Source organism: Streptococcus hongkongensis (genome assembly GCF_053206145.1).
This window is the reverse complement of record NZ_JBRUGD010000007.1, coordinates 111,339-128,984: the sequence shown is the minus strand read 5'-3', so window position 1 is coordinate 128,984 and position 17,646 is coordinate 111,339. Positions and strand designations below refer to the sequence as shown.

The 17,646-nt window shown below is 33.8% G+C and carries 23 protein-coding genes, 12 tRNA genes, 1 rRNA gene and 1 pseudogene; 27 read left to right on the top strand and 10 right to left on the bottom strand.

Features of this window, described 5'->3' with window-relative positions; translation table 11 throughout:
- The first annotated feature begins 11 nt into the window (after nucleotides 1-11).
- The 14 genes from rrf (at nucleotide 12) to ACVRZD_RS05935 (ending at nucleotide 1,989) form a co-directional block, all read left to right on the top strand.
- A 5S ribosomal RNA gene (rrf, locus tag ACVRZD_RS06000) occupies nucleotides 12-127 on the top strand.
- A gap of 117 nt (nucleotides 128-244) precedes the next feature.
- Nucleotides 245-317, top strand: a tRNA-Val gene (locus ACVRZD_RS05995).
- Between the two features lie 9 nt (nucleotides 318-326).
- Nucleotides 327-397 (top strand) — tRNA-Gly (locus ACVRZD_RS05990).
- A gap of 29 nt (nucleotides 398-426) precedes the next feature.
- Nucleotides 427-500: transfer RNA gene (locus tag ACVRZD_RS05985), tRNA-Ile, on the top strand.
- Nucleotides 501-515: 15 nt separating this feature from the next.
- Nucleotides 516-587: transfer RNA gene (locus ACVRZD_RS05980), tRNA-Glu, on the top strand.
- A gap of 5 nt (nucleotides 588-592) precedes the next feature.
- Nucleotides 593-682: transfer RNA gene (locus tag ACVRZD_RS05975), tRNA-Ser, on the top strand.
- Nucleotides 683-691: 9 nt separating this feature from the next.
- Nucleotides 692-765, top strand: a tRNA-Met gene (locus tag ACVRZD_RS05970).
- Nucleotides 766-787: 22 nt separating this feature from the next.
- Nucleotides 788-860 (top strand) — tRNA-Phe (locus ACVRZD_RS05965).
- A gap of 21 nt (nucleotides 861-881) precedes the next feature.
- Nucleotides 882-962, top strand: a tRNA-Tyr gene (locus ACVRZD_RS05960).
- A 5-nt stretch (nucleotides 963-967) separates the two neighbouring features.
- Nucleotides 968-1,038: transfer RNA gene (locus ACVRZD_RS05955), tRNA-Trp, on the top strand.
- A gap of 11 nt (nucleotides 1,039-1,049) precedes the next feature.
- Nucleotides 1,050-1,122, top strand: a tRNA-His gene (locus ACVRZD_RS05950).
- 9 nt (nucleotides 1,123-1,131) lie between these two features.
- Nucleotides 1,132-1,203, top strand: a tRNA-Gln gene (locus ACVRZD_RS05945).
- Nucleotides 1,204-1,224: 21 nt separating this feature from the next.
- Nucleotides 1,225-1,308: transfer RNA gene (locus ACVRZD_RS05940), tRNA-Leu, on the top strand.
- Nucleotides 1,309-1,464: 156 nt separating this feature from the next.
- Nucleotides 1,465-1,989 carry a GNAT family N-acetyltransferase gene (locus tag ACVRZD_RS05935; RefSeq protein WP_037627576.1) on the top strand — a complete coding sequence of 175 codons (525 nt, stop codon included), beginning with the start codon at nucleotides 1,465-1,467 and terminating at the stop codon, nucleotides 1,987-1,989.
- A 66-nt stretch (nucleotides 1,990-2,055) separates the two neighbouring features.
- Here the strand turns inward: ACVRZD_RS05935 and ACVRZD_RS05930 are convergent, their stop codons facing one another.
- From ACVRZD_RS05930 to ACVRZD_RS05905, 6 genes are all read right to left on the bottom strand, one after another.
- Nucleotides 2,056-2,640, bottom strand: coding sequence for an AAA family ATPase (locus ACVRZD_RS05930; RefSeq protein ID WP_037627575.1), 585 nt, complete (start codon nucleotides 2,638-2,640; stop codon nucleotides 2,056-2,058).
- Between the two features lie 66 nt (nucleotides 2,641-2,706).
- On the bottom strand, nucleotides 2,707-3,843 hold the full coding sequence (locus ACVRZD_RS05925; RefSeq protein WP_037627574.1) for a site-specific integrase: 1,137 nt from the start codon (nucleotides 3,841-3,843) through the stop codon (nucleotides 2,707-2,709).
- A gap of 4 nt (nucleotides 3,844-3,847) precedes the next feature.
- Nucleotides 3,848-4,042 (bottom strand): DUF3173 family protein, encoded by a 195-nt coding sequence (locus tag ACVRZD_RS05920; RefSeq protein ID WP_000562208.1) that lies wholly within the window; start codon nucleotides 4,040-4,042, stop codon nucleotides 3,848-3,850.
- Nucleotides 4,043-4,110: 68 nt separating this feature from the next.
- A complete protein-coding gene (locus ACVRZD_RS05915) occupies nucleotides 4,111-5,457 on the bottom strand; it encodes a Rep family protein (RefSeq protein WP_037627573.1) in 1,347 nt (448 codons plus the stop codon).
- 350 nt (nucleotides 5,458-5,807) lie between these two features.
- Nucleotides 5,808-6,167, bottom strand: a complete 360-nt coding sequence (locus tag ACVRZD_RS05910; protein WP_037627578.1) for a hypothetical protein — start codon at nucleotides 6,165-6,167, stop codon at nucleotides 5,808-5,810.
- 14 nt (nucleotides 6,168-6,181) lie between these two features.
- A complete protein-coding gene (locus ACVRZD_RS05905; protein ID WP_037627572.1) occupies nucleotides 6,182-6,520 on the bottom strand; it encodes a hypothetical protein in 339 nt (112 codons plus the stop codon).
- Between the two features lie 250 nt (nucleotides 6,521-6,770).
- Between ACVRZD_RS05905 and ACVRZD_RS05900 the strand changes: the two genes are divergently transcribed.
- The 6 genes and pseudogenes from ACVRZD_RS05900 (at nucleotide 6,771) to tnpA (ending at nucleotide 10,812) form a co-directional block, all read left to right on the top strand.
- Nucleotides 6,771-7,229, top strand: a complete 459-nt coding sequence (locus tag ACVRZD_RS05900) for a helix-turn-helix domain-containing protein (RefSeq protein ID WP_037627571.1) — start codon at nucleotides 6,771-6,773, stop codon at nucleotides 7,227-7,229.
- A 45-nt stretch (nucleotides 7,230-7,274) separates the two neighbouring features.
- Entirely contained in the window at nucleotides 7,275-7,652 is a 378-nt protein-coding gene (locus tag ACVRZD_RS05895; protein ID WP_194163256.1) for a hypothetical protein, read from the top strand.
- A gap of 101 nt (nucleotides 7,653-7,753) precedes the next feature.
- Nucleotides 7,754-9,124: an SIR2 family protein gene (locus ACVRZD_RS05890; protein WP_230588986.1), complete on the top strand. Its 1,371-nt coding sequence runs from the start codon at nucleotides 7,754-7,756 to the stop codon at nucleotides 9,122-9,124.
- Nucleotides 9,125-9,625 (top strand): TIR domain-containing protein, encoded by a 501-nt coding sequence (locus tag ACVRZD_RS05885; RefSeq protein WP_037627569.1) that lies wholly within the window; start codon nucleotides 9,125-9,127, stop codon nucleotides 9,623-9,625.
- Nucleotides 9,626-9,704: 79 nt separating this feature from the next.
- Nucleotides 9,705-9,962: a hypothetical protein gene (locus ACVRZD_RS05880; RefSeq protein ID WP_037627567.1), complete on the top strand. Its 258-nt coding sequence runs from the start codon at nucleotides 9,705-9,707 to the stop codon at nucleotides 9,960-9,962.
- Nucleotides 9,963-10,458: 496 nt separating this feature from the next.
- Nucleotides 10,459-10,812, top strand: a pseudogene (gene tnpA, locus ACVRZD_RS05875) (IS200/IS605 family transposase).
- Nucleotides 10,813-11,026: 214 nt separating this feature from the next.
- Here tnpA and ACVRZD_RS05870 read toward each other — a convergent pair.
- A complete protein-coding gene (locus ACVRZD_RS05870; RefSeq protein ID WP_037626287.1) occupies nucleotides 11,027-11,359 on the bottom strand; it encodes a hypothetical protein in 333 nt (110 codons plus the stop codon).
- A 9-nt stretch (nucleotides 11,360-11,368) separates the two neighbouring features.
- Nucleotides 11,369-11,776 carry a helix-turn-helix domain-containing protein gene (locus ACVRZD_RS05865; RefSeq protein ID WP_037626289.1) on the bottom strand — a complete coding sequence of 136 codons (408 nt, stop codon included), beginning with the start codon at nucleotides 11,774-11,776 and terminating at the stop codon, nucleotides 11,369-11,371.
- A gap of 651 nt (nucleotides 11,777-12,427) precedes the next feature.
- Between ACVRZD_RS05865 and ACVRZD_RS05860 the strand changes: the two genes are divergently transcribed.
- From ACVRZD_RS05860 to ACVRZD_RS05830, 7 genes are all read left to right on the top strand, one after another.
- Nucleotides 12,428-12,880, top strand: coding sequence for a pyridoxamine 5'-phosphate oxidase family protein (locus ACVRZD_RS05860; RefSeq protein ID WP_037626290.1), 453 nt, complete (start codon nucleotides 12,428-12,430; stop codon nucleotides 12,878-12,880).
- Nucleotides 12,881-12,953: 73 nt separating this feature from the next.
- The gene (locus tag ACVRZD_RS05855; protein ID WP_037626291.1) at nucleotides 12,954-13,481 is read left to right on the top strand and encodes a GrpB family protein; all 528 of its coding nucleotides are present in this window, start codon (nucleotides 12,954-12,956) and stop codon (nucleotides 13,479-13,481) included.
- Nucleotides 13,482-13,500: 19 nt separating this feature from the next.
- Complete coding sequence (locus ACVRZD_RS05850; RefSeq protein ID WP_037626292.1) at nucleotides 13,501-14,223, top strand: class I SAM-dependent methyltransferase; 723 nt, start codon at nucleotides 13,501-13,503, stop codon at nucleotides 14,221-14,223.
- Between the two features lie 108 nt (nucleotides 14,224-14,331).
- Nucleotides 14,332-14,442: a helix-turn-helix transcriptional regulator gene (locus ACVRZD_RS05845; protein WP_155274952.1), complete on the top strand. Its 111-nt coding sequence runs from the start codon at nucleotides 14,332-14,334 to the stop codon at nucleotides 14,440-14,442.
- 24 nt (nucleotides 14,443-14,466) lie between these two features.
- Nucleotides 14,467-14,706, top strand: coding sequence for a hypothetical protein (locus tag ACVRZD_RS05840; RefSeq protein ID WP_155274953.1), 240 nt, complete (start codon nucleotides 14,467-14,469; stop codon nucleotides 14,704-14,706).
- A gap of 163 nt (nucleotides 14,707-14,869) precedes the next feature.
- Nucleotides 14,870-15,646 carry a class I SAM-dependent methyltransferase gene (locus ACVRZD_RS05835; protein ID WP_037626294.1) on the top strand — a complete coding sequence of 259 codons (777 nt, stop codon included), beginning with the start codon at nucleotides 14,870-14,872 and terminating at the stop codon, nucleotides 15,644-15,646.
- A gap of 9 nt (nucleotides 15,647-15,655) precedes the next feature.
- A complete protein-coding gene (locus ACVRZD_RS05830) occupies nucleotides 15,656-16,111 on the top strand; it encodes an ASCH domain-containing protein (RefSeq protein WP_037626297.1) in 456 nt (151 codons plus the stop codon).
- A 51-nt stretch (nucleotides 16,112-16,162) separates the two neighbouring features.
- On the opposite strand, the gene ACVRZD_RS05825 is transcribed toward ACVRZD_RS05830, so the two are convergent.
- The gene (locus tag ACVRZD_RS05825) at nucleotides 16,163-17,110 is read right to left on the bottom strand and encodes a sigma factor regulator N-terminal domain-containing protein (protein ID WP_037626300.1); all 948 of its coding nucleotides are present in this window, start codon (nucleotides 17,108-17,110) and stop codon (nucleotides 16,163-16,165) included.
- On the bottom strand, nucleotides 17,088-17,597 hold the full coding sequence (locus ACVRZD_RS05820) for an RNA polymerase sigma factor (RefSeq protein ID WP_080730855.1): 510 nt from the start codon (nucleotides 17,595-17,597) through the stop codon (nucleotides 17,088-17,090). Before ACVRZD_RS05820 ends, ACVRZD_RS05825 begins: the two co-directional genes overlap by 23 nt.
- Nucleotides 17,598-17,646 lie beyond the last annotated feature (49 nt).

The following is a 17,646-nucleotide window of genomic DNA, read 5'->3' as shown; positions in this document are numbered from 1 at the left end:
TTACACATAAGTTAAGTGACGATAGCCTAGGAGATACACCTGTTCCCATGCCGAACACAGCAGTTAAGCCCTAGAACGCCTGAAGTAGTTGGGGGTTGCCCCCTGTTAGATACGGAAGTCGCTTAGCTTGTACCACTCAATGGGAGTTTAGCTTAGTTGAAAGAGTCCAGTGGACTGTTTCAAGTGGTAGATAGGGGAAGCGAAAGCTTTCTACACTGCCCAGCTGAGTTAAAGTTCCAAACATGGGAGTTTAGCTCAGCTGGGAGAGCATCTGCCTTACAAGCAGAGGGTCAGCGGTTCGAACCCGTTAACTCCCATTTCATTAAGCGGGTGTAGTTTAGTGGTAAAACTACAGCCTTCCAAGCTGTTGTCGCGAGTTCGATTCTCGTCACCCGCTTTATAGTTTTACCCAAGCTATATAGGCTTGGGCGCGTAGCTCAGGTGGTTAGAGCGCACGCCTGATAAGCGTGAGGTCGGTGGTTCGAGTCCACTCGTGCCCATGAAACTTAATATATGGTCCGTTGGTCAAGGGGTTAAGACACCGCCTTTTCACGGCGGTAACACGGGTTCGAATCCCGTACGGACTATATTTGGAGGATTACCCAAGTCCGGCTGAAGGGAACGGTCTTGAAAACCGTCAGGCGTGTAAAAGCGTGCGTGGGTTCGAATCCCACATCCTCCTTTTTCTTATCGCGGGATGGAGCAGCTAGGTAGCTCGTCGGGCTCATAACCCGAAGGTCGTAGGTTCAAATCCTGCTCCCGCAATAAACATGAATATGTTGTTGATGGCTCGGTAGCTCAGTTGGTAGAGCAATGGATTGAAGCTCCATGTGTCGGCGGTTCGATTCCGTCTCGCGCCATAAAATTTAATATTTTAACTTGGAAAGATAGCGAAGAGGCTAAACGCGGCGGACTGTAAATCCGCTCCTTCGGGTTCGGGGGTTCGAATCCCTCTCTTTCCATCCTAACGGGCATAGTTTAAAGGTAGAACTAAGGTCTCCAAAACCTTCAGTGTGGGTTCAATTCCTACTGCCCGTGTTTGGAATATGGCGGGTGTGGTGAAGTGGTTAACACATCAGATTGTGGCTCTGACATTCGTGGGTTCGATTCCCATCACTCGCCTATTTTTATTGGGGTATAGCCAAGCGGTAAGGCAAGGGACTTTGACTCCCTCATGCGTTGGTTCGAATCCAGCTACCCCAGTTTTAAATGAAAATTTTAAATGCCGGCGTGGCGGAATTGGCAGACGCGCTGGACTCAAAATCCAGTGTCCTCACGGACGTGCCGGTTCGACCCCGGCCGCCGGTATACTTATAAAGACAAGGTTTAGCGATCTTGTCTTTTTTGTTTTGTATTGACAATCTTCTTTCAAAGTTACTAAAAATTACTTACAATATTTTTACAAGTTATTATTAGTTTTTTTGTGATATAATATAAAGAATTTAATTTGAAAGGATTTTTAATATGTCTTTTACAATTCGAACTTTAAATAAAGATGATAAAGTACAATTTGAGTTGTTTTTAAAAGAGCTACTTTTAGAAAAGCATAATGGTTTTCGATATTCTTTATCTACCATAAATGAAATTGACGATTTTGATAGTTATTTTGATAAGATTAAACTTTTAGAAACATCATCACTTAATCCTGACTATTCTCCTGTTACAAGTTATTATTTTTTTAAAGACAATGAAATCTGTGCTCGGATAGACTGTAGATGGGATTTATCAAAAGGTAGCTTATCTAGAGAAGGAGGGCATATTGGTTATATTACGTCCCCGAGTCATAGAGGTAAAGGAATAATGTCAGTACTTCTTAAATATGCACTAGAACAATTTAACGACAGAGGGATCGATAAAGTTTTCATTACAGCACTTACAGATAATAAAGCTAGTCGAGCAACTATAGAAAAAGTAGGTGGAATTTTTGATTCGTTTTACATTAGATCGGATGGCGAAGAGATTGCAAGATACTGGGTACCAACTTTATAAAATTTTTTAATATAATCTAGATACTTAAAAACCACAAATTTATTATCATTTGTGGTTTTAGTATGTTTATGGCTTTCTAAAGCTTAGAGTATGCTGATCAAACATTTTTTTATATTTTGTCCTCTTATCAGGTAATATATTTAGATTAAATTGCTTTCCTATCTCAGATACGATATCGTCAATTGACTTTCCATTTGTATTTATTTTAATCTCAAATTTTTCACTATTAAAGGCTTGTAAACAATTTTCTATATTTTGTTTTGCCCATGTGTTTCCAAATTCCAATCTATTATGTAATCTTTTGGTGAGATTATTCTTATCAGCAATTAATGTACAATGATGCACTGTTATTCCCCGTGATCTTAATTTTTCAATAATTTCTTCAAAATAGTCTTCATTTATTATTGTCATTGGAACTATAATAGTATCATTTGACTGTAATGATAAATGTTCTAACAGTTTAAAATTGTAAACTCTCCACAATGAATAGTCTTGAAAATTTCTTTTTCTAAGATTATTTGGTAATTGATTATTTAATAAAGTCCCGACTTGTTCTGGATCAAAAACAAAGGAATTTTTCAATCGATTTTTTAGTTCCCAGGCACATGTTGTTTTCCCACTTCCAAATGCTCCGTTTATCCAAATGATCATCTGTATACACTCCTGTCCCATTAAATAATAACATTATAACATTTTATATAGATAATTTTATTGATGTTAGATTAATGAATTCAACTTATCCGCCAAGCTCTTCTGCTTGGAGGGATACAGATGTGAGTAGGTATCAATTGTAGTAGTGATAGAAGCATGTCCTAAGCGTTCTTTTACTACTAAATAATCTTCACCTTGATTGATGAGTAAAGATGCGTGTGAGTGACGGAAATCATGGATCCTAATTCTTTTAAGGTTAGGATCTCTTTTTAATATTTTCTTATAAAACTTCTCGGTAGCATTCTTAGTAACCACCATTGGGGAGTTCTGGAATAATTGTAATTCATTGTTATCACCAGTAACAAAATTATCAAGTAGTTTATATTGATTCTTTTTCCAATCTATTAACTCGTCATTTAGTTTTTTATGTATTGTGATACGTCTCATTCCTGCTTTGGTTTTAGTTGTTGATATATAACTAATACCTTTGCTAATATATATTGATTTTGTAATGTGAATTGTTTGTGTTGTGAAGTCAATATCATTCCACGTTAATGCTAAGGCTTCGCCAAGTCGCATTCCAGTAAAGAACAGGCAAGTAAATAATAATTGATAATTATATTCTTCTGGTTCAAATAAATTTAGAAACTTTTTAAATTCCTCGATTGACCAATAATTAAGTTGAGCTTTTGCAATTGGAAGTTTCTTTAACATTTTAACAGGGTTATTTGTGTAATAACCTTTTTTGATACCGATATCAAGTATCTTCTTGAGAAGTACCATTATTTTATTAATTGTATTTGGATTAAGTGGCTCATTACTATTTTGGGCAATTGTATTTCGTAAGTATTCTCTATACTTATAGATATCATCATAATCTAGTTTACTAACATCTTTTACTTTAGAAAAATAATCTTTTATATGTCGATTATAATTATTATCTTGAGTATTGATATAACTTTGTTTTCTATGATTGATAACATCTTCTTGTTTAAGTAACTGATATAGCATGTTAACAGTGATTCGTCCGTTTGAAATTTTTGATTTTAATTCCACACCTCGAATATATTGTTCAGCCTCGATTGCTTCTTTTTTTGTTTTGAAGCCTTTTCTGACAATCCTTCGTTGATTTAAGGTGATGGGATCGACACCATTACTGACGTCGACAATCCATCTACTATTCTTTGCTTTACGTATTGCCATGGCTTTATACCTTAGAGGTTAGTTTTAAATCTAATAACTCCTCCGCAATTGTTGCAGGTATGGTTCCAATCCGTTTATTATCATAAACATAGAACCCACGTTGAACGAGGAGGTGTTTCCCCTTACGAATAATAGAACGTGAGGTTCCCTCTGAAAAGCCTAAGGCTACTAAATCATCTTTTGTTACGGTTGCTATCATGTGTATTCTCCTTAATAACTATGGTATAATTAAGGACAGGTTGAGGAGTTCCAGCTCCTCGGCTTGTCCTAAGCGTTTCCTTTTTCTCTTGCCGGAGTTTTGGGACGCTTTTTTATTTGTGGTAATATGCGAGGAAGAATATGTTCATCTAAAACACGATTAATAAAATCTACTTTATTATCAGTGCAATAGATATCTTCTTCTCCAAAATGTAATTGAATCTCTTGATCATTACCTGTTTGGTAATAATCGTTGTAACTTAACTCTTTAATTTCTGATAGATTATAGAATCTATCTTTTTCTTTATCGTGATTTCCCTTTTTCTTAGAAATCTCTAAAACGTTATTAAACCGTCTGATGTACTGGTTTAAATCTTCATTTTGAATCTTTCCAAAGAAAGACTTCAGGGACTGATAATTAGTAATCACAATCAGTCGACCAATGACTAACTTATTTTTATAACGTGCGGATAGGTAAGACTTGTTTAAAGGATCTAAGAGTTTTAACCAGTCTGCTGGTAATAGACTATCAGATCTTGGATCATCTAAAAGAATAACCTCTTCACCAAAGTACTCATCAAAAATATTCTTAGCACCAGCACTGTACATTTTCCAGTTGAGACCTTGTTCTTTAGCTCTCTTGATAATTTCTTCAATCACTTCAAGTGCTAGTGTTGTTTTTCCTATTCCAGAGGAACCATGCACATAAATAATTGTTGGCTTGAACTCACCATTCTCTAACTCCCTTAAGGTTCGTTTAGAAGCTATCTTGCCATAAGCTCTAAAAGCTTCATCAAGTCTTGTTTGATTATAAGACCAAAGAAACGTTAACTCTTCGTCCGCAAAGATGTCATCTTCTGTCATATTCCCATTAATGATTTCTTGAAATACTTTATCCAAACTCTCGTCTGATTTTTCTTTTTTGGCAACCGCATAGCGTTTAGAAAAATCTGCTCTGTTATCCTCAATAAAAGCTTCATAATCAAATGTTCCAAAAGTTTCCACTTCGCTAGGAGCATACTGATGTTTATCAGGACTCTTTGCGTGAATTAAATAGGCTTTGGAATTGACCTTTCCATATTTCCCTTGACCACTAGGCTCAATATATTGCGGTAAGAGACCAAGTGTACTCGCTAAGACAGATAAGTCTCTACGACTGGCAAATTCAATATAAGCATGGATATGAGGCTCTACTGGCTTAATACCATACTTGATATCTTTATCATGAATAATAAAAGCGACCTTTGCTGGTATATCTTCTTCAAGGGTTTTAATGCGACGATGAATCTCTTGGAAGATTTTTGTTTTATTCCTTTCCCAATTGGAAAACAGTTTCTTTTTATTGTCTTCCCAATCCCAATACTCCGCATGTAATTGTTGCTCAAAGATATAAGTTGTTGTTCTTTTTCGGCTCATTAGACTCCTTTCTAATGAAATTTTATATTATTCTTGGGCAAATTAGTTTAATTTGCCCATTAATTTACCCATCAATTTGCCCAAGATTTTCAAGGATTCTTGATTTTTCGAAAATCGCTGAAAGCATTGGTATTATTGGGTTAAACACCATTCTGTCGACAAGCCCTGAATGGTGCGCCCGTTACAATTGAATATTGGGTAAATTAAATCCTAGAAAACTCTTTACAAAATCAATCTAAGATTTTCCATTGTTGTTCATGCGGACACGTTTCTCACTCCCTTACGAGCTATGACTTCGTCGTCTCGCTCGTAGTGAGTGAACTCTCCGCACTCACATGAAAAATCTAAGATTATTTAGTAGGTTCCTTAGCTAATGAAATCCCATCTGCCTTTGCACTTAATTCTAGTGATACAAATTCTGAATTCTTAGCCGTGCGAGTATACATGCCAACATTAAGATTAGTAAAGGTAACAGTAGCAGATCCTAATTCAGCTAATTTTTCGCTTGAAATAAAAGGAACTTCACCGTTTGGATTAGGCACTTTAACAGCAACTTTCTCATAACGTAAGCGAGGTAAGACAATCACATATTTCCAACCAGCATGTTCACGGTCATTCCCTTTGTATTCAAACCATTCTTGGACTTCAACTAATTGGTAATCTTTTTCTTCCCAGTTCTTCACTACAATGTCTGTATTTTTTAAACTCATAATTTTACTTCTTTCTATTTTTTCCATTTTGAGAGGAATCCTTTATCTTTTTCCTCTTCTAGTTGATCTAACCGTTCACTAAGAGTGGTTAGCCGTTGTGATAAGGAATGATTCTGTTTCCCAAGTGATTGGATTAATAACAGGCTCTTATTTTGATAAGCTTGAAAATCCTTTCTCAAGTCAGCAATCATTTCTATTGAATCTTGTTCGAGCTGGGTATCAAGGTTACCCCAAACCTGTTTGATAGCTTGATCTAAGTTATTAGTTTTATTAACTAAACGATTTACTTCGATAAACTTAGATACTTCCTCATCAGTAAACACATAAAAGACTTGAGTTGAATAGCGACTCACTTTATGTTTAGCCTTCTTGAAGCTATATCCAGAAAGCTTTTCTATTCGTAAACGCCATTTCTTAATAGTAGATACTGATTTATCTGTTTTACCTGCGATTAATTTGTAATCAATATGTTCTTCCTCCTTTTACTATCTTTAGCTGATATGGTATAATCATGTTGCGTCTTATTGACACAAATACATTATAGCTTCAAAATGACGCATTTGTCAAGACAAATGTGTCGTTTTGAAGCATAAAAGGGGAAAAATGTCGATATTTTCGGATAAATTAACTAAATATAGAAAAGAGCAAGGATTTACTCAACAAGAAATTGCTGATAAAATCGGTATTAATAGAGGATCATATTCAAATTGGGAAAATGGGAAAAGAGAACCGACTCTAGAAAATGTCGTTAAGCTTGCCAAGTTATTTAAAACTACTACAGATGAGTTACTTGGACAGACAATTTATCAAAGAGTAGATCATATTATTTTTTTAGACGACTTTGATGTTAGTAATATTAAAGACTTTACAAAAGAAGATCTTGATAAATTGAAATTTGCAATAATGTTTGAAATAACTACCAGTAAGGTTCAAGCATTAAACTTAAAGGACGATTTAATCATAAAATATAAACTTGATAAAGATGAAAGATATATATTAAATACAATTTTCAACGAAGTTCAAGATGAAATGAATGAATTATTTAATTTCAAATTGCGATAATTATCGTAATAAATTCATAGAAGTAAAATTATGAAAAGGGGAAAAATGGGAATCTACGAAGCGCTAAAAGATGTAGTTAACTTAGCTAATGGCTCAAATGATTTATTACTTCAGAGAGCTGTACTTAATTTGCAAAGTGAGTTTATTATTTTAAAAGATGAAAACAGAGCATTACGAGACAGAATAATTGAACTTGAAAATGATAAATTAGAAAGTGATCAGCTAGAGTTTCATTTTGATTATTATTATCGCCCCAAAGATAATCGTATTTTCTGTAAACAATGTTGGGAATCTGATAGAAAATTATTTACTTTAGAAAGTTCGTCCGACTATGTCATTGGTGGGGCTAACTACTGTAGAAATTGTAAAAATTTTTTTACACTTGGTTACGAAGATTCAATCAAAAGGACGAGTAAGCATTAAAATTGTTTATAACAGGAACATAAATATTCTATGAAATTTAATAATTGGAGGTGTTTATTATAAAAGGAGAAATAACAAAACAACAACTGATAGATGAACTTATGAAATCTATTGAAGGTGAAGAACTTGGAGCCTTCATTGGTGCAGGTTTGTCAATCCCAGCAGGTTATAGTGATTGGAAAAAATTATTGAAAGAGCCTGCTAAGAAAATTGGATTAGACGTAGAGAAAGAATCTGACTTAGTTAATTTAGCACAATATTATTCTAATTCGAGAAATAGATCAGCAATTGATAATTTGATTCGAGAAAGTTTTTCAAAGAAAGCTATTCCAACAACAAATCATAAACTACTTGCTAAATTACCAATAACCACTTATTGGACTACAAATTATGATAAGTTAATAGAAAAATCTTTAGAAGATAATATGAAATTACCTTTCATGAAAACAAAAGATGAACATCTAAGAGCTTTGAATTCAAACTTCGATGTAATAGTTTATAAATTACATGGTGATATTGACTCGCCTGAAGATGCAGTTATCACTAGAAGTGATTACGAGGAATTCGGCTATAAAAAAAGAAAATTATTTAGAGATGTTTTGGAAGGAGACTTGTTAACAAAGACCTTTTTATTCTTGGGCTTTAGCTTCTCTGACCCTAATTTCAATTATGTTATCGGAAAGTTAAGGGTTTTGCTTGATGATAACAATACAAGAAATCACTACTGTATAATAAAAAAAGTTTCACCTTTATCAGATAATTATGCATATGAAAAAGTCAAACAAGAGTTACAAATTGAAGATTTGAATAGATATGGTATTTTGACTTGCTTAGTAGATGAGTATGATGAAATTACGGATATTTTAAAAGAGGTCGTAAATAGATTCTGTAGAAAAACTATATTTATTTCTGGAAGTGCAGAAAATTATCAACCATTTTCAATAGATGGAGGGAGAGAATTTATTCACAAACTTGCTTATAAGCTTATTGAAAATGGTTATCAAATTGTGAACGGTTATGGAAAAGGAATTGGGGAGTTTGTTCTAAATGGAGTTTCAGAGTATTGTCTAGCCAATGGCTTAAAAATAAAAGATAATCTAACCTTAATTCCATTTCCACAACAAAGTTCTTCAGATATTAATCTTGAGGAATTATATGAAAAAAATCGTAATCAAATGATTGAAAATTGTGGTATTGCATTATTCCTATTTGGAAATAAAAAAGATAATGAAATAGCAGAAGGGGTATTAAAAGAATTTGAGATTGCGAATTCACATGGACTAGTTTGTTTACCATTAGGTTATACTGGTGGAGCGTCTAAGTATATTTTTGATAATAATAAACCAAATAAGCAGGAAGAGGATATTTGTATTGCTTTTAATGATATTAATGTATACCAGGAAGAGAAACTGGATGATACTATAGATTATATAATCAAGATAATTAATAATTTAAATAATGGAGGAAGATAAATGTCAAAGAGACAAGTATTTTTTAGCTTTAGTTACAAAAATGATAATTGGAGAGCTTCCCAAGTAAGGAATATGGGAAAGGTGGAACAAAATTCTACTTTTTCAGATAATGAGTGGGAAGAAGTTAAAGAAAAGTCAGATGATAAAATAAAAGAGTGGATTGATAATCAGCTTAGAAAGCGATCATGTTTAGTAGTTTTAATAGGTCAAAATACAGCAAATAGAAAATGGATAAATTATGAAATAAAAAAAGCTTATGAATTAGATAAGGGAATTGTGGGTATTTACATAAATAAACTAGAAAATTCAGTTGGGAAACAAGATCAAAGAGGGGAAAATCCATTTGATTATTTAAAACTAAGAAATCAAAAGATTTCTAAGTATGTTAAGTGTTTTGAATCAAAATATGTTACTAGTAGATTTGTTTATGGTGATATAAAAGACAATATTGAGGAATTAATTGAGTACGGTATTACTCATAAGCCATCAAGTTGGAAATAAATAACGAAGGTATGATATATACAAATTTGAATTCTATTGCTCACTAATTTTCGAGTTTTATTAAGGGAGGACATAAAAATTGTTTGTAATTGAGTTAGCTGTTGTTTTAGACAAGAGTAAAGAAAATTATACTGAAAAGTTTGATCTTGTAGCACTGCCATATATTCCAAGGAAAGAAGAAAAACTTCTATGGAACGGACAGTTGTATAAGGTATTAGATGTTATGTATGGATTTGAAACAAATGAAGAAGATTATGATTGTTCTGTTAACCCTGAAATACAAACCTCAATAGTTTCAAGTCTTACTTGTAAACTTTGGATAGAAGAAGTTAATTGATAAAATGAATATCTCATCGTAATTTGAAATGAGAAATAATCAAAATATAAAAAGTTTGAAATAACTTTGATGGATAACAACACCCTGTGTTTTTATTAGATGTTTTTTGAGAATAACATTCAGGTTGTTTTTAAAATAGTTACTCTAAAATAACTAAAATTTTAAAATCACTTAGTTTTTAAGTTGATTTCCAAAACTCAAACCTTGTTAAATTAAGTTTTGTTTACTTTTAAAAGTGCTTGGTAGCACTCAAAATCCAGTGTCCTCACGGACGTGCCGGTTCGACCCCGGCCGCCGGTATACTATTAAAGACAAGGTCTAGAAACCTTGTCTTTTTTGTTTTGTTATGAGAGTTTCAGTCCGTTTCGCTCCGAAGATGCGAAACAAATAAACCACCCGCTATGCGGGTGCGCATAGAAAGTTATACTCCCCAAAAACTCCAAACGCGCTACAATATAGGTGTTCAAGCCAATTGTAAAGCGAAAGGAGTAAAAATATGGCGCAAAAGGCACATAGTTTATCACACACAAAGTGGCTGTGTAAATATCACATTGTGTTCACCCCTAAGTATAGACGAAAAGTAATCTATAATCAATACTGAGGCAGTTTGGGAGAAATTTTTCAAAGATTATGTAGCTCTGAAGGTGTGGAAATAATAGAAGGACATCTGATGCCAGATCACGTACACATGTTAGTAAGCATTCCCCCCAGAATAAGTGTTTCAAGTTTTATGGGCTATTTAAAAGGTAAGAGTGCACTTATGATGTTCGACAAACACGCCAATTTGAAATACAAATTTGGTAATCAACATTTTTGTGCAGAAGGCTATTATGTTAGTAGGTTGGATTAATTGAGTGTCAAAGAATATGAGAATCCCTTTAGGGATAATAGTAAGTAATATAAATGCCTCTTTGAGAGGCCGGTGACGAGTCAAAAGCAATGAGGTTTGAACAAAGTGAAAGCTAGCGTCTTTAGGCGCTGGCTAGTTATTTGGGCTTATAGCCCTGGACCAAACCACCCGTTTGACGGGTGGTTATGATTTTATAGAAAATTATAAAAGTAAATTAATTCAAAAAAGCGAGACTCCATATAATAATGATAACTCCAATTACAAAAAATAGGAGTCCAATTGTGAATTTCTTTTTATATTTAATAATCAACTGTTGTTGATTATTAGTTAAATTACTTGGATAAGATCTACGACCGAGTAAATAAAGAAGTAGCCCACTGGAATTGTTTCCAGTGCTAGCAAATAATGCCCAAAAATTAGGATGTTTGAATCCTCTACTTGCTGCATCAATATTGATGATTTTATAAAGATGAACCTCTAAATATACACCTCCAACTAAGAAAAATGCAAGACCGAAAGTTATAAAAATAGAAAAATAATTAGCCATACGATCACCTTAAATCCTTTTAACAATCTGGTATAAAAGAAATGCAGTAGCAAGTGTTACTAAAGTAAATGTTCCTGTAATAAATATTATGTTAGTTTCAAAAAAGGTAGCTAATATCATCAAAATTAAAAAAATAAAAATCAATAGAAAAATAGACAATATTAATTTTTTATTACTTTTAACAATATTTGTGCTTTCCTCAATATGTTGTATCATTTCTATATCCTCCTTCAACAACTCATCTAGACTGATATGGTATAAATCAGATAAGATAATAATACTAATAACATCAGGATAGGATTTTCCATTTTCCCAATTTGAGATGGTTTGTCTAGAGACTTGCATTAGTTCTGAGACTTTTTCTTGAGTTAAATGATTATCATTTCTTGCTGATTTTAGTTTTTTTCCAATATCCACTTTTAACCTCCCTTGTTAATTTGATCTTCCCATAAATTGGTAGTGCTGTCCATATAAATTTTTTTACAATAGGTATTATCTTTGTCAAAGTTCTTTGACATCCTATAAAAACACTGCTTTTTATTAAAATGTTTTTATTAATTATATCAGTATCACCTACTAAATTGAGCTACCTGTAAAATGAAAAGATATTCCTAAATACTTTTTTAAAATACATACTTATATTAGTTGAGAAAATTTTTTAAATTTATAAGACAAATTATTTTACAACAGGGCACATTTAAAAAACCAAGTTGTTTAAAAGACTTTTTAAGATCAATGGATTTTGGATGACGTTTTGTTGTAGGGACTGCATTCGTAATAATGACTAAAATATCAAGCTCTTTATTAATCGATTCAATTAACTCTAAAAACGCATCAGTTATTTTTGAAGTAGCAAGTGCTTTGGAAGATAGTAAATCTTTGACATAGTGTTCCTCGTCTTCTAATTTTAAAATTGAAGTTATGTAAACTGTATTGATATGTTATCATATAATTTCAACGAAATAATAATACTTAATTAGTTTTGTTCATATTAGATATACCTTTATTTACTACATCTTTCTCCATATTTTGTTATACTATAATAAAAGCGGTTACAGGAGAAGGCTTATGGAAATTAAAGAAATTATGGCTATCATTGAAGACATGAAAGTCGGTGTCTTTGCTACTGTTGATAAGGATGGAAAACCACATGCAAGGCATGCTCATATTGTTGCTGCTAATGAGGAAGGGATATTCTTTATGACTAGTCCGAAAACACATTTTTACCAGCAATTAACGGGAGATGACCGTATTGCTTTAACGACTATGGTTGAGGATGGTTACTTGACACAGGTGGTTCGTGTTGAAGGAAAAGCTCGTCCGGTTAATAATGAAGAGTTACGCACTATCTTTGCTAACAACCCTTACTACAATTTCATCTATACTGATGAAGAGAGTAATAGCATGCAAGCATTCCAAATCTATGATGGTGAAGGTTTCTACCACAGTATGACGCAGGGCCATAAGTATGTCTTCTCAATTGGCACGACAAAAGATGTCTATGTTAAATCACTATCATAAGAGCATTCGATTCACTTAAGACAAAACAGAAGGCAAGGTTTCTATTCTTGCCTTTTCTATTTATGGAGGACAAATGACAATTACAGTTCAACCTTACACAGCATCTTGGGCAAAGGACTATCTGCTAGAGGAAGCAAAAATTAAAAGCATTCTGAGTGATAAGCTACTTGCATGTCATCATATTGGTAGTACTTCTGTCGCTGGGCAGGCCGCAAAGCCAATTATTGATATCATGCCCGTCGTAAACGATATTTCTGAAGTGGATCAGCTCATTCCTGATTTTGAAGCCATTGGCTATGAGTCATTAGGGGAGAATGGGATACCTGGCAGAAGGTTTCTTCGCAAGGGTGGTGATTTGCGGACACATCATATTCACGTATTTGACGAATCGAATCAGAATGATATACAGCGCCACTTAGCCGTTAGAGACTATCTAAGAAGTCATCCAAGTATCTGTAAGGACTACGGTGCCCTAAAAAGTAAGCTCGCCAAGCAATTCCCCAATGATATTGATGGTTATTGTGATGGCAAGGATGCCTTTGTTAAACAAATGGAAGCAGATGCCATAAAGTGGTATGAAAACCAGAGTAACAAAAACTAAAAACGGCAAGGAGATAAATTTGTCGATTAATATTGAAAATTATAAAGCTTATTTACAAGAACCTTGGGGTAAAATACAGTATGACATTTTATTTGCCCAACTAGAACATATTCAAGATAAGACCATTCTTGATTTTGGTGCAGGTTTAGGCATGACCAGTAATTTTTTATCACAAAAGAATCAAGTCCTTGCTATTGAACCAAATCAAGATATGTTAGAACCTGATAAAGAAGCAGATTATCAAAAAATATTAGGTAGTCTAGATGCTTTGAAGACTTTGGTAAACAATTCTTTTGATGTCCTTATTTGCCACAATGTCATGGAATACATTGAACCAAAAGAGAGACAAGACTATTTCTATCAGTTCAAACGTGTTTTAAAGCCACAAGGGCTATTATCGATCGTCAAGCATAACCAGGTTGGCAAACTGATGCAAACGGTAGTTCTAGAAAATGATGTTTCAAAAGCTCTGCAATTACTCAAAGGAGAAGAGTTTGAGAGCGTCTCTTTTGCGCAAGGGTGGACATACAGCATTGAGGATTTGTTGGAGTTGTCGGGGATGCGTCTTGAAAAGTATCAGGGGATGCGCACTTTTTACAGTTTGCAGGCCAACGACTTGAAGTCGGGTCAGGATTGGTTGGAGCAGATGACAAAGCTTGAACTTGCGGTCTGTGACTTGCAGCCATATAAAGATATCAGTTTCTTGCAGCATGTCTGGTTGGTCAATGATAAAGGGGAATAAGGGTCAGATTAGTTTCGCAATTATGAGTTGCTTGATGCAACAATAAAGTTCTTTAAATAACGTTCATTGAATGGTATGATAATTAAAAAAGCGATGGTAGGGAATTGTATGAAACCTAAATTTTCGACACAATTAGTTAAACTAAGAAAAGAGCAAGGCATGTCACAAGATGAACTTGCTGAGAAGCTATTTATTACGAGACAAGCCATCTCCAAATGAGAGCGTGGGGAAACAACACCTGATTTGGCCAAGATAGAGCAAATTGCTGAGGTTTTTGGAGTTACCACAGAGTTTCTGCTTTTTGGACGTAATTTTGAGGATGACTGGGGATTAAATCACATAACTACTGAAGAGGCTTCAGGAGAGAAAAATGATCATGTTAGTGAATGGCTATCACTTTTTAAATCCCATTGGTGGTTGTTATTTCCATTGAGTGGTTTGCTGTTTGCCTTGATTGATCATTTAGGAAAATTATTAAAATAAGAAGGAGCCTTGAAAACTATTTCTAGGGCTTTTTGATTATAGAGGAATAGCTTACACTAGGCAAAGATGCTATAATAATAGTAATTTGACGAAAGGAGGCAATAGTATGAGAACAACTAACATCGGAGGTTTGCTTTTAGTTTAACCTCCCAAGGAGATTCAGGTGAAAGCATATTTAAAAGAAAATCAAGAGCGTTGGGATCGCGTTTCTAGTCGACAGGGAAATCCTTATACCATTCCTTATAGTCATGACGAATTGCAGCGCTTAAAAGATCAACCACTAGAAGTGGCTCTGACAGTTGGCAAAGTAGTACCACAAGCTTGGTTTGACAGGTGCCCAGGGAATAATCTACTTGGTTTGGCCTGTGGGGGCGGACAGCAAGGACCAGTATTTGCCATGCATGGCTATCAAACAACTATCATGGATTTTTCAGAATCACAATTAGCAAAAGATAGAGAAGTAGCAAATCGAGAAGGTTTTCAAATCAATACTATTCAAGCTGATATGACAAAACCATTTCCGTTTGAGGATGATAGTTTTGATATTGTTTTCTGTCCAGTTTCAAATGTCTATATTGAAGACTTAGATATGATGTACCATGAAGCTTACCGTGTACTTAGAAAAGGTGGCTTACTAATGATAGGCTATATGAATCCCTGGATTTATATGTATGATGGCGATGAGGTTTGGGACCAACCGGAAAAAGAATTAGTATTGAAGTACAAGATTCCATTTAATTCAAGACAGTTAGAAGAAGCTGGTGAACTAACAATTGACCCAGAGTTTGGCTATGAGTTTAGTCATACTTTGGAAGAACAAATACGAGGTCAATTGAAAAATGGCTTTGCTATGATTGACTTTTACGAATCTAAAGATAGTCGAAATCGTTTAAGTCAGTTTGGCTCAGATTATCTAGCCAATCTATCTATTAAATTATAGGAGAGTCATATGCAAAATAGTAGCATTGAAAAATATTGGAAAAAGTTTAAGTCTGAAAATAATATAGATACTGACAACTATGAAGCTTGGCAATTTGGCTTTGATGCTGACTTATTAGGTAATTTAGTTCTGGAAGGCAAAAAAACAGCAACTGCAAGTGCTTTTGACTTATATGATATTGCTAAGGAAGAATTGCCTAAAGTGGGAGAATATAACATTATCTTAAATGCACAAAATGAGCCACTTTGTATCACTAAAACAACAAAGGTATATGTCGTACCATTTGACCAAGTTAGTGCCAATCATGCCTATAAAGAAGGCGAAAATGACAGAACACTTGACTCTTGGAGAAAAGGACATGAAGCATTTTTTAAAAACGAGTTTAAAGCATATAACATTGCATTCACCAATCAAATAGACGTCGTCTGTGAAGAATTTGAAGTGGTTTATAAATCATCTTTCTAAAACCTTTTATTTTTGAAAACATCACAACTAAAAAAAGCCATGTGGCTTTTTTTAGTTTACTTCTAATTTGTAGTAAGCTTTATTGTCAATGTTAGCTCCGATACTTGAGGCATAAATCCATTTTTTGCCTTCTAATTCTTTGAAGTTTTCAGATTTTCCGGTTAAGATAATTCCGGAAAAGGTTAGTTGCTCGCCATTTTGTGTATTTTGAAATTCTTTCACATAATTATCTAAATCTGAATAAACATCAACGTTATTAATGATTACTTTTGATCCTTCCTTGGAAACTAATTTCAGATTTTTCAGGAAATGTTGCGGATTATCTAATACTTCAGGGTTCGTTCCAAATTGATACGAAGTCGCCCAAGTGGAGGTATCAAGTGTTGTTTTACTACCAATCCATAACCAGTTTTTCTTCAGATTCTTTGGTAACATAGTTTTTAGTTCTTTATAGGTATAAGGTTTATCAAAAGTAATCGCCATTTCAATTAGTTGGTTTGGCATGTTAGTAACATAAGGAAGATCATGCGAAGGACTTGATTTTACTTCTCCATTCTCAAACTTGACATTGGTATTGAAAAATTGAGGAACTTTTTGGCGTGTGCCACGATCAAATAAGTAGCTGTTGGCTGAGGATTCTTCAGCACTTGATTCAAAAGTTCCCGATAAACTATAATTAGCTTCGAAAGGAGAATAAGAAATGGGAATCCCATCAATATCCTTAAATCGGTCTGCATGAACTTTGCCGGTGAATTGTCCGCTTGGGTAGTAATAAAGGCTATCATAAGAAATATTAGGGTAGGCTATTTCTGAAAGTTGTTGAAAATGATGATATACTTTTTGACCGTTTTTAGCAGTTAGGGAACTTAATCCTTTGAAACAGATAAGAATCAGGAGTAAGCATGCTAATAGGCTAAATAGAACTGTTTTTAAAAGGGTTAGTCGTTTTCTTTTTATAGCTAATTTTGCAAGAGGATCATTGTAATTTTTGGGGGTCATCATAAATTCCTTTCTTTTCTAAAATTTTTTTCAAAACTTTCCTTGAACGCATCAATTGAATTTTTATCGCACTTTGTGACTGGCCCGTTATGTGTGAGATTTCTTTTATTGAAAAATTTTGAAAATAGTATAAGTCTAAAAGATATTGTTGCTTCTTTTTTAATCGGCAAATGGCTTCATAAAGGTCATCATAGTTGTCACTATCATAAGTGTTCAGAGTATCTTTTGTAAAAAATTCTTTTTGTAAGATATCGTAATAGTGTTTATCACGTCGATAACTATCAATATACCGTCGAATAGCTGTGCGGTACATCCAAGCACGCATCTTTTCTAGAGGAAGTGAAAGATTTAATTCTAAGATTTGTACAAATACATCCTGTACAACATCCTGAGCTTGACTGGGTTTGACACCAGATTTAATCAGATAGGCAATAATTTGATGTGAAATAGCAAGCAACTCTTGTTCATACTTATCTAAAATGATTATCCTTCCTCCTTTCAAAATGATCTATTCTATTCTTCACTAGTATAACGAA